13 protein-coding genes are annotated in these 16,929 nt (G+C 41.2%); 9 read left to right on the top strand and 4 right to left on the bottom strand.

Going from position 1 to position 16,929, the window contains the following annotated elements; translation table 11 throughout:
• The first annotated feature begins 120 nt into the window (after positions 1 to 120).
• Positions 121 to 1,896 carry a ShlB/FhaC/HecB family hemolysin secretion/activation protein gene (locus FD725_RS05890; RefSeq protein WP_372726707.1) on the top strand — a complete coding sequence of 592 codons (1,776 nt, stop codon included), beginning with the start codon at positions 121 to 123 and terminating at the stop codon, positions 1,894 to 1,896.
• A gap of 127 nt (positions 1,897 to 2,023) precedes the next feature.
• Positions 2,024 to 2,476 carry a GFA family protein gene (locus tag FD725_RS05885; RefSeq protein WP_179047260.1) on the top strand — a complete coding sequence of 151 codons (453 nt, stop codon included), beginning with the start codon at positions 2,024 to 2,026 and terminating at the stop codon, positions 2,474 to 2,476.
• 87 nt (positions 2,477 to 2,563) lie between these two features.
• On the opposite strand, the gene FD725_RS05880 is transcribed toward FD725_RS05885, so the two are convergent.
• Positions 2,564 to 3,334, bottom strand: a complete 771-nt coding sequence (locus FD725_RS05880; RefSeq protein ID WP_179051437.1) for an SDR family oxidoreductase — start codon at positions 3,332 to 3,334, stop codon at positions 2,564 to 2,566.
• A gap of 193 nt (positions 3,335 to 3,527) precedes the next feature.
• The gene (locus FD725_RS05875) at positions 3,528 to 4,355 is read right to left on the bottom strand and encodes a nuclear transport factor 2 family protein (RefSeq protein ID WP_179047259.1); all 828 of its coding nucleotides are present in this window, start codon (positions 4,353 to 4,355) and stop codon (positions 3,528 to 3,530) included.
• A gap of 84 nt (positions 4,356 to 4,439) precedes the next feature.
• Between FD725_RS05875 and murG the strand changes: the two genes are divergently transcribed.
• The 6 genes from murG to FD725_RS05845 all read left to right on the top strand — a co-directional run bounded on the left by murG (position 4,440) and on the right by FD725_RS05845 (position 11,797).
• The gene (murG, locus tag FD725_RS05870) at positions 4,440 to 5,513 is read left to right on the top strand and encodes an undecaprenyldiphospho-muramoylpentapeptide beta-N-acetylglucosaminyltransferase (protein WP_179047258.1); all 1,074 of its coding nucleotides are present in this window, start codon (positions 4,440 to 4,442) and stop codon (positions 5,511 to 5,513) included.
• A gap of 576 nt (positions 5,514 to 6,089) precedes the next feature.
• Entirely contained in the window at positions 6,090 to 6,659 is a 570-nt protein-coding gene (locus tag FD725_RS05865) for a hypothetical protein (RefSeq protein WP_179047257.1), read from the top strand.
• Between the two features lie 17 nt (positions 6,660 to 6,676).
• Positions 6,677 to 7,060 (top strand): DUF2358 domain-containing protein, encoded by a 384-nt coding sequence (locus FD725_RS05860; protein WP_179047256.1) that lies wholly within the window; start codon positions 6,677 to 6,679, stop codon positions 7,058 to 7,060.
• A 59-nt stretch (positions 7,061 to 7,119) separates the two neighbouring features.
• Positions 7,120 to 7,392, top strand: coding sequence for a hypothetical protein (locus FD725_RS05855; protein WP_179047255.1), 273 nt, complete (start codon positions 7,120 to 7,122; stop codon positions 7,390 to 7,392).
• A gap of 130 nt (positions 7,393 to 7,522) precedes the next feature.
• Positions 7,523 to 8,710, top strand: a complete 1,188-nt coding sequence (locus FD725_RS05850) for a TRC40/GET3/ArsA family transport-energizing ATPase (RefSeq protein WP_179047254.1) — start codon at positions 7,523 to 7,525, stop codon at positions 8,708 to 8,710.
• Positions 8,711 to 9,031: 321 nt separating this feature from the next.
• Positions 9,032 to 11,797 (top strand): GAF domain-containing protein, encoded by a 2,766-nt coding sequence (locus FD725_RS05845; RefSeq protein WP_179047253.1) that lies wholly within the window; start codon positions 9,032 to 9,034, stop codon positions 11,795 to 11,797.
• A gap of 645 nt (positions 11,798 to 12,442) precedes the next feature.
• Here the strand turns inward: FD725_RS05845 and dnaN are convergent.
• Together dnaN and dnaA are read right to left on the bottom strand one after the other, a co-directional pair.
• Positions 12,443 to 13,597, bottom strand: a complete 1,155-nt coding sequence (gene dnaN, locus FD725_RS05840; protein WP_179047252.1) for a DNA polymerase III subunit beta — start codon at positions 13,595 to 13,597, stop codon at positions 12,443 to 12,445.
• A gap of 314 nt (positions 13,598 to 13,911) precedes the next feature.
• Positions 13,912 to 15,297 carry a chromosomal replication initiator protein DnaA gene (gene dnaA / locus FD725_RS05835; protein ID WP_179047251.1) on the bottom strand — a complete coding sequence of 462 codons (1,386 nt, stop codon included), beginning with the start codon at positions 15,295 to 15,297 and terminating at the stop codon, positions 13,912 to 13,914.
• Between the two features lie 169 nt (positions 15,298 to 15,466).
• Between dnaA and FD725_RS05830 the strand changes: the two genes are divergently transcribed.
• Positions 15,467 to 16,705 carry an HhoA/HhoB/HtrA family serine endopeptidase gene (locus FD725_RS05830; RefSeq protein WP_179047250.1) on the top strand — a complete coding sequence of 413 codons (1,239 nt, stop codon included), beginning with the start codon at positions 15,467 to 15,469 and terminating at the stop codon, positions 16,703 to 16,705.
• Positions 16,706 to 16,929: the final 224 nt, after the last annotated feature.

Genomic DNA, 16,929 nt, shown 5'->3' with positions numbered 1-16,929 from the left:
TACATCTATAGCATTTCCTAATCTGCTGAGTTACTAACGCACCATCTTGTATAAAGGTGCGTTAGGCTAAAGCCATAACACACCCTACTTAAATCTTGGAGAATAGAGGAGAATTTTAGGGTGAAAAATGTCTGTGTGGGTGAATATATTTATCGGTTTCATATTAGAGAATTTATTGCTAGTTTAAGCGGAATTGTATTTTTTTGTGGAATTAATCATCAAGCTTTTGCTCAGTCAACATTACCAGCCGGAGTTACCATTCCTGCAAATACTCCAAAACGTGTACAAGAAACTATTCCTCAACCCGCAGACTCTCCTCAACCCATTCCAGCAACTCCCGAAAATCCTCCTACACAATCAGTCCCTACACCTACAAACCCAACCCAAAATCAACCAACTTCTTCGACAACTGAACTTTTTCCAGTCAAGAAAATTGAGGTTTTAGGCAATACTATTTTTCAAAAACAAATCAGCCAGCTTGTTCAAGAATACGAACAAAAGAAAGAAATATCCTTTGAAGATTTAATAACTTTAAGAACTAAAATTACTAAATTTTATGTTGACAACGGTTATATTACATCTGGTGCATTTATTCTCAACGATAGACCTGATGATATTGAAAATGGTAATGTGACAATTCAAATTGTCGAGGGTAGATTAGAAAAGATAGAAATTCAGGGACTCCAAAGGTTAGAAGAAATCTATGTCCGCAGTCGCATCAAAATCGCTACAACTGCACCATTAAACAAGCAACGTATAGAAGAAGCTTTACAACTATTACAAATTGATCCAATTATCAAACGAGTTAATGCTGAGTTAATTGCTGGGAGTAGCCCTGGATTAAACATCTTACGAGTTGAGTTACAAGAAGCGCCAGCTTTTCATGCAGGTATTGTAATTGCTAATAACCAATCTCCTAATATCGGTTCAGTGCAAGGTAGCGTCTTTGCGGTACATGATAATTTTACAGGTTTTGGTGATCAACTCAGTCTGGAATATGGTTCGACGGAAGGGTTAAATATTTACAACATCAGTTATAAATTACCAATAAATGCCAGAAACGGTACTATAAACCTGCGTTATAGCAACAATAACAGCAAAATTATTACAGAATCCTTTGCATATTTAGGTATTCGTAGTGACTCAGAGACATTATCTTTTGGTTTCCGTCAACCATTAATCAGAAAACCTCAAACTGAATTTGCTGTGGGGATGGGTTTTGATTTACGTCGCAGTCAAACCTTTTTACTCGATAATATTCCTTTTTCTTTTTCGGCAGGTGCAGAAAAGGGTGAATCTAGAGTGAGTTTGATCAGATTTTACCAAGATTGGGTACATCGGAGTGCCACACAAGTTTTAGCAGGGCGATCGCAGTTTAGTTTTGGCATCGACGCTTTTGATGCTACAGTCAACAACACGGGTACTGATGGACGTTTCTTTTCCTGGTTGGGACAATTCCAATGGGTACGGCAAGTATCCAAGAGAATCTTACTATTAACCCGCATCGCTGCCCAGTTAACGCCCGACTCCCTCCTCACCCTGGAAAAATTCAGCCTTGGTGGTGTCGATACTGTGCGGGGCTATCGCCAAAACCAACTAGTATCAGATAATGGTGTCTTGGGTGCAGTCGAACTACGTATTCCTCTCAGCACCAACCCCAAAACCCTGCAACTCAAGCCATTTGTAGAAATTGGCGGTGGCTGGAATAATCGTGGAGATAATCCTGATCCTAGTTTAATTGCTAGTACAGGTTTAGGTGTGGAGTGGCAAGTTTTTCGTAGTTTAAATCTGCGTTTAGATTATGGTGTTCCTTTAATTGGCGTGAAGGATAAAGGCAACTCTCTGCAAGATAATGGATTTTATTTCTCATTGCAATATCAACCAGACATCTGGTAGGAATTAATTTTGCGTTGCTCGAAATCCTTGTAGAGACGTTGCACTGCAACGTCTCTACTGATTTAATGTTGTGGATATTATTAAACTGGTAAAATCAAGCAATTGGTGATTCTAAGGAAAAAGACTTGTGAGTTTTCCGTATACTGGGGGTTGTCAATGCGGACAAATTCGTTATGAGATCCGTGCTGAACCATTAACTTTGTATTTATGTCACTGTCGAGAGTGTCAAAAACAATCCTCTAGTGCTTTTGGGATGTCGCTGACTGTTCCAAGGGATGCTATCGTCATGATTCAAGGGCAACCAAAGGCTTGGACTCGTAAATCTGATAATGGGCGTGAAGTTACGAACCTATTTTGTGGGGATTGCGGAACGCGATTATTTCATGAACGGACTTACAATCAAAATACTATCAATGTTAAAGCTGGAACTTTAGATGATACAAGTTGGTTACGGCCTGTCGGCAATCTGTGGACACGTTCTGCTCAACCTTGGGTGAATATTTCTGAGCAAATGCTCAATTATGATGGGCAACCAGAGGATGTTAATGCCCTATGGGAAAGATGGCAACAAAAAAATTGATCGATCCATCGGTAAAGATATGGTAGAGACGTAGCACTGCTACGTCTCTACATTTTGGTGGATGGTTGTGATTAATGGGGAGATTTTTTAACTGCGTCGATGAACTAGGGTAGCACCAGCTTGATCAACTGGCATGAGGATAACTTCATTTATATTGACATGGGGCGATCGCGTGGCGCAAAACAAGATCACATCAGCCACATCATCGGCTGTTAGGGGTGTTACTCCTTGGTAAACCTTGTTGGCGCGTTCATCATCACCATGAAATCTGACGTTGCTAAACTCTGTTTCTACCATCCCCGGATCAACAGAAGTAACACGTATTGGTGTACCTAACAAATCTTGTTTTAAACCTTCAGAAATCACTTTAACGGCAGCTTTTGTGGCACAGTAGACATTACCACCAGGGTAAGTTTGATGTCCAGCGATGGAACCAATATTGACGACATGACCACGACTACGATTTACCATCCCCGGAACCACATAACGGGTAAGATAAAGCAGACCGTTAATATTGGTATCGATCATTTCTTCCCAATCTTGAAAGTCGCCTTGATGCAGTTTATCCAAACCGCGACTTAAACCAGCATTATTAATGAGAATATCGATATTTGACCAAGCAGTAGGTAGGTTAGATATAGCAGATTCTACAGCAGAGCGATCGCGCACATCCAACTCCAACAAATGAACCTGGGAAGAAGTTAAATTTAACGTCTCCACGAGATTTTGCAAACGTTCCCACCGCCGCGCTGCCAAAATCAATTTTGCACCAGCACCAGCAAAAACCTTAGCGCAAGCCTCACCAATACCACTACTTGCACCAGTAATCAAAACAATCTGATTTTCCAAAGAAATCATGGTTAGTCCAGAGTCAATGGTCAATTGTCAATTGTCCAATAGACATCTCCAGAAATTAATTCTGCGTTGCCTAAAATCCTTGTAGAGACGTTGCACTGCAACGTCTCTACATTCATTTTCACCAGATGTCCAATGAATTTGTAATGCGTAATAATCTTATCAATTACCCATTACCCATTACCTATTACCCTGACTATTTCACTACCTGCAAACGCTGTGTCACTACCGTCATGCCGCCACCCCGGAGGATCACAGCCGAAACCCAGTGATTACCAGGGGTAGATGGGGCGCGGCCGATTTTAAACAAACCACCGGAATTGAGTAATTGTAAGTCTACAGATGTGGGATTGAGATATTTATTGGCTTGAATCGGTTCTTCTAGTGCTGTACCCAAGAGTAAATCATCACCTAACGGTTCTTGAACGATCGCATCAAAAGTATATTGCTGTCCAATTTTCACCTGTTCTGGTAATCTTACATCCAGTTGGGGCGGTTTGTTACCGGAAGTAATTAAGGTACGTTCCGATAAAATCTCTTGACGAGCAATTCTGCCACTGATAATGCGCTGACGAGACTTAATTGTGGTGTTGAGTCCCAGATTATTGGTGTTTGCTGAAGGTAAACCCGTGATATTGGTGACAGTTTCCGCAATAATGGTATTACCTTCAGATTTCCAAGACTGTAGTTGTGTGGTGTATTGCAATTTAGGGTAGCGTTGCCAAAATGTGAGTAGGGCTTTTTCCATATTTTGGTAGTTCAGCCCATCCCCATTTGTAAAAGTGGGGCTATAAAACTGCAATACTCCCTTAACATCGTTCTTGCTGGCAGCAGCGTCAATTTGCGTCAACAGGTTTTTTAATTCAGTTGGGGCATTTGGGGAAGTGTTATTTTGAGCTACTTCCGCCGCTTGTGTGCGTTGCCAACCGTTAACTAAACTGCATGATAGTACACACAAAGTCAGCAAAATAGCATGGGAAAATCTGCTTTGGCGTTTCAGTAATAAAAAAATCATGTTAGTCATGGCGAAGAATTTACTGATGGGAGTAGAGAAGGTAAGGAAATTGTTTTATCTTAGTTAAGCTAGGCGCTAAACGGTAGAGTTTGAATGGCAAACGCACCAATAAAATTACTTATAGCTGCCAGTGGGACTGGTGGACACTTGTTTCCGGCGATCGCATTGGCTGATAAACTACCAGATTATGAGATTGCATGGCTGGGTGTCCCTAATCGCTTAGAAACTCAGCTCGTCCCGAAACAATACACCTTGAATACTATTGCAGTCGAAGGGTTTCAGCAAGGGTTCGGTATTTCATCTTTAGTAACATTAACTAAACTTATAACTTCTGTTCTCCAAGTCCGGCGACTCTTGAAGCAAGGTAATTTTCAAGGAGTTTTCACGACTGGCGGATATATTGCTGGCCCAGCAGTAATTGCAGCCCGTTCTTTGGGTTTACCTGTAGTTTTTCACGAATCTAATGCTTTACCAGGTAAAGTCACCCGCTTTTTCGGCCCCTGGTGTACGGTGGTGGCTTTGGGATTTGATGTAGCGGTGAAGTATTTACCCAAGGCGACAAATGTCTATGTGGGTACACCTGTGCGATCGCAATTCTTAAATGCGGGTGATCATCTGCAACTAGATTTACCCATCCCTGACAGTGTACCGTTAATTGTCGTCTTTGGTGGTAGCCAAGGCGCGGTGGCTGTAAATAAATTAGTCCGTCAGGCTGCACCAGCTTGGTTTGCGGCTGGCGCTTATGTAGTCCATCTGACAGGCACTAGTGATGCCGATGTCGATAGCCTCAAGCATCCCCAGTATATAGAATTACCCTTCTACGACAACATGGCAGCGTTGTTAAAACGAGCTAGTTTAGCCATTAGCCGTTCTGGTGCTGGCAGTTTAACAGAACTAGCCGTCTGTGGCACACCAGCAATTTTGATTCCTTACCCCTTTGCGGCGGAAGATCATCAATCCTACAACGCCGATGTATTCACCAAAGCCAATGCAGCCTTAACCTTTAAGCAATCAGAACTAACAGCCGAGTCATTGCAAACCCAAGTTTTGCATTTGTTAAATTCCCCCCACGAATTAGCCAAAATGAGGGAAAATACCAAAGCGATCGCAGTTCCCGATAGCGCTGATAAGTTAGCAACTTTAGTGCGGGAAGTAGTAGAAAGATAGATAGAACTTACGCACTCAACCAAACCCGAATTTCTCACGAAATTTCTAAAACTTGAACCCAGATGATTTCGCCCTCATCCCCTCACCCCTTCTCCCATGTTTGGGAGAAGGGGGACAAGAATTCCTCTCTCCCAAATGTGGGAGAGGGGTTGGGGGTGAGGGAAAAACGTTGTCACCAAGCAGCTTTCACGTTAAGTTAACACCAATACTCATGAACCCGCCCGTACCGTTTTGTGAGAAATGCAGGCAAAAACCCTTCTAATACCAATTCACAAAAATCCTGATACATATAGCTTACTCGTTGGGTATTGTCCGCCCACCGTTAAAACGGTGGTCTCATAGCTTAAGTCCATTAAAATGGACTCTGATATTCAGTCCTCTTGAGAGGACTTTAGCTATGAGACAGGGATTTACAATCCCTGACGGACTGACGGACTCACGTATTTGTATCATTATTAAAGTGAAATGGTATAAGGGTAGTCAATAGTAAACAGTGAACGTTTATTAACTGATAACTGATAACTGATAACTGATAACTGATAAGCGGTACGCTAGAGCAAAAGCTGAAAAAAGACTATGAAGCCTGAAGAAATTGCCGAAATTCTGGCAGAATTATTTGGCACAGCAGACGTACAAGCGATCGCGCCTGGATCGTGGCAAATAGACAAACTCACATTTAGACTGCTAGTACTACTGTCAGAAGATCACAACTGGCTCAGGGTTTTACTGCCAATTGTGCCATTACAAGAAGCTCAATCATTTTTAACACAGTTTCTTGAAGCCAATTTTGATGATACTCAAGAAGTCCGCTACGCTTTGTATGACGAGGTGATTTGGGCAGTCTATCAACACAGTAGCATTAGTTTAACAAGTGATGATTTAAGAGGAGCGATCGCTAGACTTGTATCTTTGCACGAAGTTGGCTTAAATGAAGTCTTCAATCGATTAATCGAAACCCGTGTCCGGCAAATCATCCAAGCCGCAAAGCAACAAGGACAATCCCTAGAAGCCACCATGCAAAACCTAGAACGGTTTTATGCCGAAGGAATGTTAGGAGAACTTAACCAAACAGCACAAGCTAGAGAAGAAGTTTTAGCAGCTTGGCAACGGCAATTAGAACGCCTATGGAACGAAGTCAGCAGCTAGTATAGTAATGCAACACCATGAATATCATTGACATACTCAAACAAGACTATCAAAGATTTCCCATTGATCAAACCTACAGCATTTACGCCCAAGATGTCTATTTTCAAGACCCACTCAATCAGTTTCGTGGGATTAAACGCTATCAACAAATGATCAAGTTTATGCAAACTTGGTTTTTAAATATCAAAATGGATTTACATGATATTCAACATTTAGGAGACAAAATTAAAACTGAATGGACACTAAGTTGGAATACTCCTGTACCGTGGAAACCCCGCATCTCAATTTCCGGCTGGAGTGAACTTGGTTTAAATGCTGATGGCTTGATTGTTTCTCACATTGATTACTGGTACTGTTCCCGTTTAGATGTAGTTAAGCAGCACTTAATTTTTGGTAAATAAACAGTAATATTATGGCAAATTAGGAGAAATAATATACTTAATCTTCCAGAGCGATCGCCATGACTGATGAACAACTCCAGCAACTCATCGAAACCAACGCCAGAACCGCACAAGCCATGTTAGATGAGATGTCAGAAGCACGACACGAACGTCAAGAACTCCGGGAAGGGATGATACAGCTACAAAAATCGGTTGAGCGCTTGACAAAAATCCAAGAAGGTATATTTAATTTACTCGTTTCTGTTGATGGCGATCGCCCAACAATTCTCAAAAAACTCTCAGCCATCGAAAATAAGCTAGATCAAGTCTTGCAGTCCCCAAAAGAGCAATAAGTATAGATACCTAAATGATCATATTTAATTGTCTCAAACCTGCCCAAGCCGCATTTATTCTCGTTAAACCATTGATAATAGAAATAGCGTAAATAAATGTAAACAATTCTCAGGCAGGGTAGGATTATTCATGCGAGTAATATTGATGACAGGGAAAGGCGGTGTGGGTAAAACCTCAGTTGCGGCTGCAACTGGACTCCGTTGTGCAGAACTGGGCTATCGTACACTGGTTTTGAGTACAGACCCTGCTCATTCCTTAGCAGACAGTTTTGACATGGAACTGGGACACGCACCCCGACAGATTCGACCAAACTTGTGGGGTGCAGAACTAGATGCACTACAAGAGTTAGAAGGAAACTGGGGTGCAGTGAAGCGCTACATTACCCAAGTTTTACAAGCCAGGGGTTTAGAAGGAGTCCAAGCGGAAGAATTAGCCATCCTACCAGGTATGGATGAAATTTTTGGCTTGGTCAGAATGAAGCGTCATTATGATGAAGGCGAGTTTGATGTATTAATTATCGACTCTGCACCCACTGGTACAGCATTGCGACTGTTGAGTTTACCAGAAGTCGGTGGTTGGTATATGCGACGTTTTTACAAACCATTTCAAAACATCTCCGTAGCGCTGCGGCCGTTAGTAGAGCCGATTTTTAAACCCATCGCGGGATTTTCCTTACCAGATAAGGAAGTGATGGACGCACCTTACGAGTTTTATGAGCAGATAGAAGCGTTGGAAAAAGTACTCACAGATAATACGCAAACTTCTGTGCGTCTTGTTACCAATCCAGAGAAAATGGTCATTAAAGAATCTCTACGCGCTCATGCTTATTTAAGCTTGTATAACGTGGCAACGGATTTAGTTGTGGCTAACCGTATTATCCCCGCAGAAGTTGAAGATCCATTCTTCCAACGTTGGAAACAAAATCAGGAAGAATATCGTCAAGAAATCCACGAAAATTTTCATCCACTACCAGTTAAAGAAGTACCACTATTTTCCGAAGAAATGTGTGGTTTAGCAGCATTAGAACGTCTCAAAGAAACCCTCTACAAAGACGAAGATCCAACCCAGGTATATTACAAAGAAACAACTGTCCGAGTAGTTCAAGAACAGAATCAATATAGCCTGGAATTATATCTACCAGGGATTCCCAAAAATCAAATTAACCTGAGTAAAACTGGAGATGAACTAAATATTACTATTGGCAATCATCGCCGGAATCTCGTCCTACCACAAGCTTTAGCAGCTTTACAACCCGCCGGTGCAAAGATGGAAGACGACTATCTAAAAATTCGCTTTGCAGACAATATAAAAGTCTAAAATGGCTCGTAGGTGAAGGCAAATTCAGCGACAAAATTTGTTTTAAGATTGACATAAAAAAGACATGAATAACATCATGTCTTTTTTATTGTGATTTTTTATCTGTAGGCTCAATCTGAATATTGACAAAAATTACTTTGACTTTTCAACTTTTTTAAAAACATACTTTTTTCAAACAAAAATTTATATAAAAATATAGTCAATTTTCCGAGATTTTTTTGCCCGTAGTTTTACTGTGGACAATTTGAATAATTAAAATTCAAAATGTTTTTATATTTGCTAAGAATAGCGTAATTTTCCTGAACTTAATTTAAAAAAGCAATGTCACCGATCGCCCAACCAGATTTGCAGGTTAGTTTGAATCAAGAAAGTGTATTGCGTCGTATTACAACTCGTATCCGTCAGTCTTTAGAGTTGGCAGATATCATTGCCGCGACAACAGCAGAAGTACGTTCTTTGCTGGGAACTGACCGAGTAATGATTTATAAATTTCATGCAGATGGCAACGGTCAGGTCATTGCTGAGGCCATTTATGAAAATCGTTTACCATCTCTGTTGGGGCTAAATTTTCCAGCCGATGACATTCCCCCCCCAGCACGAGAACTGTTTATCCAAGCGAAAGTACGTTCAGTAGTAAATGTAGAAGCAGGACAGATTGGCCAAAGTACCCTGCGGAACTCAGAAACCGGGGAATTTATCTCCGAACAAATCTGTTACCGTTCTGTAGATCCTTGTCACATTGAATATTTAACAGCAATGGGAGTCAAATCTTCAGTTGTTGCGCCGATTTTTCATCAAGACGCACTCTGGGGTTTATTAGTATCTCATCACTCAGAAACCCTGAATATTGCTGAGAACGAGTTAGAAGCCATACAGATGGTTGTGGATCAACTATCAGTAGCGATCGCTCAAAGTCATCTTCTCACACAAGCCCGTGCCAAAGCCGAACGAGAAACAGTTATTAATCACATCAGTACTCTGCTACACTCTTTACCCACCATTATCTTACAACCAGCTTTAGAAGCAACTGTTGCGGCTTTGAACGGTGTTGGTGGTAGGCTGTGCATCAAACACCAAGCTTTTAACTCACAAAATGCTGGGTCTGAAAGCTTCATAGAATGCTTAATCCCCGGAAATGATTGTATTCAACTTTATACCTGTGGACAGCAACCCATTATTCCAGAACAAAGTATCTATCCACTGATTGAGCAATATAGTATTTGGCAGGAAAACTACAAATCTCATCAAGGTGATGTCTTAGCCATATCTGACATATATCAAACTCCAGTATTGCGAACCTTGCAAGCCGCCTTTCAACCAACTAAAATTCGTAGTATTTTGATGATTCCCCTAGAATACCGTCAGCAGTTACTAGGGTATTTAACTATTTTTCGCAATGAGATAGATACAGAAACCCTTTGGGCTGGTCAATTTGATCGAGATCAAAGACAACTCTACCCCCGTATTTCCTTTGATATCTGGCGTGACTCAAAAACAGCACAAGCCCAAGAATGGAAAATCACAGAAATTGAACTAGCTAAAGAAATTGGTAAACATTTTGCCTCAGCCATTCAACAGTACGAACTATATCAACAAGTACAAGCCTTCAACGAAAATTTAGAAAAACAAGTCAAAAGGCGCACTTGGGAATTACAACATACTACTGAACAACAACAGGCTGTATTTGGTGTAATTACCAAGATTCGAGAGTCGTTGGAAACTAATACTATTTTTCAAACAACCACTAAAGAAGTTTGTCAATTAATTAAAGTAGATAGAGTTTCTGTGTATCGCTTCAACAAAGATTGGGGTGGCGAATTTGTCGGTGATTTTGAAGCTACCAATCCTCACTGGTCAAATGAATCAAAAATAGGGATTAACATAGTTTGGAATGACACTTATTTACAAGACACAGAAGGAGGACGTTATCGCTACAACGAGACGTTCACCGTAGATGATATCTATAAAATGGGCTTTGCTAAGTGCCATCTTGAAAATTTAGAAGAATATCAAATTCGGGCTTTTGTCCTGGCTCCCATCTTTTTTGGACAAAAACTTTGGGGTTTATTAGCAACATATCAACACACTGGCCCGCGTGAATGGAAAACCTCAGAAGTTAATTTTCTCACGCAAATTGCAGCTCAACTAGGAGTAGCACTACAACAAGCAGAACTACTCAGCCAAACAAAACAACAAGCAGAAGAATTAACTCAAGCACTCCATCATTTACAACAAACTCAAACCCAACTTATTCAGACAGAAAAAATGTCTTCATTGGGTCAATTAGTAGCAGGTGTAGCTCATGAAATTAACAATCCAGTAAACTTTATCTATGGCAACCTTAGCCATGTTAGTGAATACGCTCAGGATTTGCTCACAATGCTAGAACTCTATCAGCAAGAGTGTCCCCACCCCAGCCAAGAAATTCTCGCACAGGCAGACAAAATGGATTTAGAGTTTTTATCGGAAGATTTACCAAAAACTCTATCTTCTATGGAAATCGGAGTAGAACGCATCCGGCAAATTGTCATGTCTTTAAGGAATTTCTCGCGTTTAGATGAAGCTGAGAAGAAAGCTGTAAATATTCACGAGGGTATTGATAGCACCTTGCTAATTTTGCAGCATCGCTTAAAAGCAAAACCAGAGAGTCCGGCTATTCATCTGATCAAAGAATATGGTGAACTGCCTTTAGTAGAGTGCTACGCCGGACAGATGAATCAAGTATTCATGAACGTTTTAAGTAACGCACTTGATGCCTTAGAAGATTACAGAGAATTACAACCAAAAACTAATATTGGGAAAATTTCTATTATTACCAGTATTGGTCAAATTCAAGATAATATTAAAAGTATAGTCATCCGCATTGCTGATAATGGCCCAGGCATACCGGAGGCAGTCAGGGTAAGAATATGTGATCCATTTTTCACAACTAAACCAGTAGGCAAAGGTACAGGTTTAGGGTTATCAATTAGTTACCGAATTGTTGTCGAAAAACATGGTGGTGTTTTTAAATGTGATTCACAACTAGGCTCAGGTACAGAGTTTTGGATTGAAATTCCAGTTCAGCAAATGGGGAATAGTCAATAGTCAATAGTCATTAGTCAATAGTCATTGGTCATTAGTCAATAGTCATTAGTCATTGGTCAATAGTCATTAGTCATTAGTCATTAGTTATTAGATGTAGGTTGGGTGGAGCGAAGTCCAACCCAACATAAGATCAGAATATTGGCTGAGAAATATTTGGCTGATACCATTTCACATTAATTATGATAGACATAAATTATGTAGAGACCTTGCAATGCAACGTCTTATACCAATTCACAAAAATCCTGATACATATAGCTTACTCGTTGGGTATTGTCCGCCCACCGTTAAAACGGTGGTCTCATAGCTTAAGTCCATTAAAATGGACTCTGATATTCAGTCCTCTTGAGAGGACTTTAGCTATGAGACAGGGATTTACAATCCCTGACGGACTGACGGACTCACGTATTTGTATCATTATTAAAGTGAAATGGTATTACCTGGATTTCTCACAAAACGGTAGGGGCGGGTTCACAAAAGAGCTTCAATCATTCACGAATATCTCGTTAACCCGCCCCTACAGCCTCTGGACTGCGGTTTTACAAATTTTGTGAGAAATTCGGGTTTACTGTTTCACTTGCTTGTCTCATGAAAGCGAGTATTACGTAGCTTGCTTCCGCGTTGCGTCATTACGAATTACGAATTATCTTAGCTTCTCAACTGTACCGGCATAGCTAAATAAGTCATCTTCAAACCTCCCAGTGGTGTAAAAATCACGGGAGTTAGGGTTTGATTGAGGTGCATTTGAATTTCTGTTGATGGTAGAGCTTTTAATCCTTCCATTAAATACTTAACATTGAAAGCAATTTCTATATCTTCTCCAGAAATTTCCGCGCTCATTGACTCTCTACCACTACCCATTTCTTGCGCTTCACAAGATAAGGTGAGTTCTTGAGCATTACTATCTATAGTTAGTTTGACGATATTATTTTTCTGGTCAGCTAAGACGGCGATGCGCTCTAAAGTGCTGAGAAATTGTTTGCGTTCAATGGTGACTTGTCGTTCAAATTGCCGAGGGATAAGTTGCCGATAGGCTGGATATTGACCTTCTAGGGTGCGGCTAGTTAGGCGTTGGTTTTGCCAAGCAAAGACAACTTGACCTTGATCTAAATATAGGGCTACGGGTTCATCAGAGGAAGCGTTGTGAACTAGCATTCGTTCGAGTTCTCGTAACGCTCTAGCTGGTACTGTGACTTCTAGTTGTTCTTGATTATCTTCCAAAGGGCGTTCGTTGGCTGTTTCGACTACCGCGAGGCGATGTCCATCAGTAGCAGCGAATTCCAAGGAGTCTGGTTTGACTGTCAGATGAACTCCTGTGAGTACTTGCTTAGTTTCGTCTGCACTAGTGGCAAATAATGAACCCCGTAAGCCTTCAATTAAGGCTGTGGCTGTGAGATGAATGGCTTCGGTACTTTCAATGAGAGGTAATTCGGGGAACTCTCCAGCTTCCATTGCTCTGATTTGATATTGTCCCGTTTTTGGTGTGAGTGTGACATTGATACCTTCCCCTGTGGCTGGGTTTGATTCATCATCTAGGGTGATTTCTCCCTCTGGTAGGCGTGAGGTGATGTCTACTAGTAGTTTAGCCGGCAGTGCGATCGCTCCCCCTTGCCACACGTCAGCATTAAAGCTGGTACGGATACCCAAGCTGAGATCAAAGGCTGTTAGACTGACTTGGTTAGTTTCCGCATCGGCTTGCAACAGCACGTTAGCCAGCACTGGATGAGTCGGGCGTGATGGTACAGCACGATTGACGAGGGAAAGATTGGTACTGAGGTCACTTTGGGCGCAAACTAATTTCATAGGGGAGTGGAGAGTGGGGAGTGGGAAGAAAATTTTATCTAACTGGGCTATTTTAGCGTCTCTGAAAATGTTGTAGATATATTTGTTTTTGACTCAATGGCAGTAGTTGAAAATTGTGGAAAACTTGTGGAAAAAGTCGAGAAGTTTTCCACAGGGTAATTATACTTAGGTTAAGTTTTCCCCGATAATTATCAAGTTTTCCACAATTAATCACGACTTTTCCACAGATAGTATTGATATTTAATCTATTTTTATACATTACTTAATACTCTCAAATGCCCCAGTGAGAGCAAGTTGTGGAAAACTACTATTTGTTATGAAGATGATTTTTGAGAACGGCTAGTCATTTTGATCCGATCGCCAAGCTGACGTAGAGTTTCTGATAGATGGCGATCGCTCTCTTGGAGTTGAGCAATCTTGTCACAACTGTATAACACTGTGGTGTGGTCTTTGCCACCAAACTCTTCACCAATGCGGGGGAAACTTAAATCAGTATGTTGCCGCATCAGATACATCCCAATTTGCCGCGCCCAGCTAATTTCCCGCCGTCGAGAATTACTTTTTAGGTCTTCAATGGAAATATCAAAATTCTCAGCAATCACCGTTAAAATTGCTTCTGGTGTCGCAGCAATTTTTTCCGTTGGTGTCTCTAAAACAGGGGCAATATTTGCTACGGTCATCTGTAAACCCCAGATGGAAATATAAGCCAAAGCTCTGGTTAAAGCTCCCTCTAGTTCTCGAATGTTGGAAGTATAGTTAGAAGCAATATACTCAATTACATCACGAGGTAAGCGTATATTTTCATACAAAGATTTCTTTTGCAAAATGGCCATTCTTGTTTCCAAATCTGGGGCTTGAATATCAGCAATCAACCCCATAGAAAACCGAGAACACAACCTTTCTTGTAGGCTAGGAATTTGGTTGGGTGGACGATCAGAAGCGATGACGACTTGTTTACCTGCTTCATGTAAAGTATTGAAAGTATGAAAAAATTCTTCTTGAGTATATTCTTTGCCTTCAATAAACTGAATATCATCAACCAACAGCACATCAGCAGCTCGATAATGTTCTCGGAAACTCTGCATACTGTCATTGCGAATAGCTGTAATTAAATCGTTAGTGAACTGCTCGGTAGAAACGTAAAATATCTTAGAATCTGGGCAAATTTCCCAACGATAATGCCCAATTGCCTGCATGAGATGAGTTTTGCCTAAACCTACACCACCACATAAAAATAACGGATTAAACTCTCGTCCAGGAGATTCAGCCACAGCCAGAGAAGCTGCATGAGCCATGCGGTTATTTGCTCCCACCACAAACCGGGAAAATACATACTTCGAGTTAAGTTCTGTATTGATTTGTCTTTTAGGATTAACAGTTTCCGAGGTATGATTTGGGGTTGATGATTCCCAGACTGAGCGATCGCTGACTTCACCTAATTCTTCATCTTTAGCGATAGTGATGTAAATTTCCACCGGATATCCCAAAATATCTTGTACGACATTGGCAATGGTATTGATGTAGTACTTCTGTAACCAGTTACGGGCAAAGGGATTAGGCGTAATTATGACCAAACAATTATTTTCTAAGCGTTCCGCACTAGCAGTTTTAATCCAAGTTTCAAAGGTGGGACGAGACAGTTCTAGTTGTAAACGTTCCAGTACTTGACTCCATAAACTGTCAATAGAAATTTCCGTCATTTACCTACCACCTTTGCTGCTAATCGTCACAATAGAAGATATGAGCAAGCACTAATTTAGCATTCACAAACTCTAGACCTATAACTAGTTTTTGAGTTGTAATCATTTTGGGACAAACCCGTAGGCAATATCCTAGCACTCACAGACCAACACGGAGAAGCAAAGACACATGAAGACAACAGAGTATAACAATCAACACAGAAATAGCAAGCAGGAAGTCAACAGTGTGATTTTGATGTTACTGAGTGGTTTAGCGGTGGTGTCTGTGGGCGGTTGCTCTCTTCTACCTGCCAGAACTGTACAGTCACAAAATGAAACCCAGCCTCAAACAGCTAATGATACCGTGCCGGCGATCGCACCACCAGCGATTATTTCCTCCTCTGGCGATCCCAACTTTGTGGTTAAAGTGGTACAAAGTGCTGGGGGCGCAGTAGTCAGGATTGACTCAGCGAGAACCATAACTGCGCGCGTACCAGAAGAATTTAATGACCCCTTTTTCCGCCGCTTTTTTGGCGATGGCACACCATTACAACCCAGACAGCGCGTAGAACGGGGTAGTGGCTCAGGATTTATTATTAATGCTTCTGGGCAAATTTTGACTAATGCTCACGTAGTAGACGGTGCTGATACGGTGACGGTGACGCTCAAAGATGGGAGAAGTTTTGATGGTAAAGTCCTGGGTGAAGACCCAGTTACAGATGTAGCTGTAATTAAAATTAATGCTAATAACTTACCTACCCTATCTTTAGGTAACTCCGAGTCCTTACAACCAGGTGAACCAGTCATTGCCATTGGGAATCCCCTGGGGTTAAATAACACAGTCACTTCGGGAATTATCAGCGCCACAGGTCGTTCTAGCAGTGATATAGGTGCTAGTGATAAGCGCGTTGACTATCTGCAAACAGATGCGGCAATTAATCCCGGTAACTCTGGCGGCCCCTTGTTAAATGCTCGTGGTCAAGTTATTGGCATGAATACAGCGATTCTTCGCGGCGCGCAAGGCTTGGGATTTGCTATTCCTGTAAATACTGTCCAGAAAATTGCCCAGGAATTAATCTCTACTGGTAGGGTAGACCATCCTTATTTGGGCGTGCAGATGGTGACATTTACCCCAGAAATTAAAGAAAGAATTCAGGACAGATTTGGCGATCGCATCAATATAAAATCAGATAGGGGTGTTTTGTTAGTGAGTATTATCCCTAACTCCCCTGCTGCTACAGCCGGACTCAGACCCGGTGATGTCATTCAAAGCATTAATAATCAACCTGTAACAAAAGTTGAAGAAGTCCAAAGACTTGTGGAAAACAGCAAGATTGGCAGTCCTTTACCAATCCAAATCGAACGCAATGGGGAAACTAAACAATTAACAGTCAGTCCAGCACCTTTGCCAGTGCAGAGGGAAGGATAGTTGTCACAATTGTTTTACTGCCTGATCGTAATCACCTCGCTAATCAGGTATATTTATTTGATGTAAGAGCTTTTCTTTGTGGAAAGCAAACTGCCGATCAATCAAGTTCTCGGCATTGGTCGCTTACATTTTTATAAAAATACGACCAGAAAACTTTATCTCATCAGGCGCATCTGACATATTTGGCACACCATTTGCTATTTTTATAATTGAGGACAAGATTT

This window comes from Nostoc sp. TCL26-01 (assembly GCF_013393945.1).
GTDB lineage: Bacteria > Cyanobacteriota > Cyanobacteriia > Cyanobacteriales > Nostocaceae > Trichormus.
The sequence above is the reverse complement of the archived record's forward strand: the minus strand, read 5'-3'. Positions and strand labels throughout refer to the sequence as shown.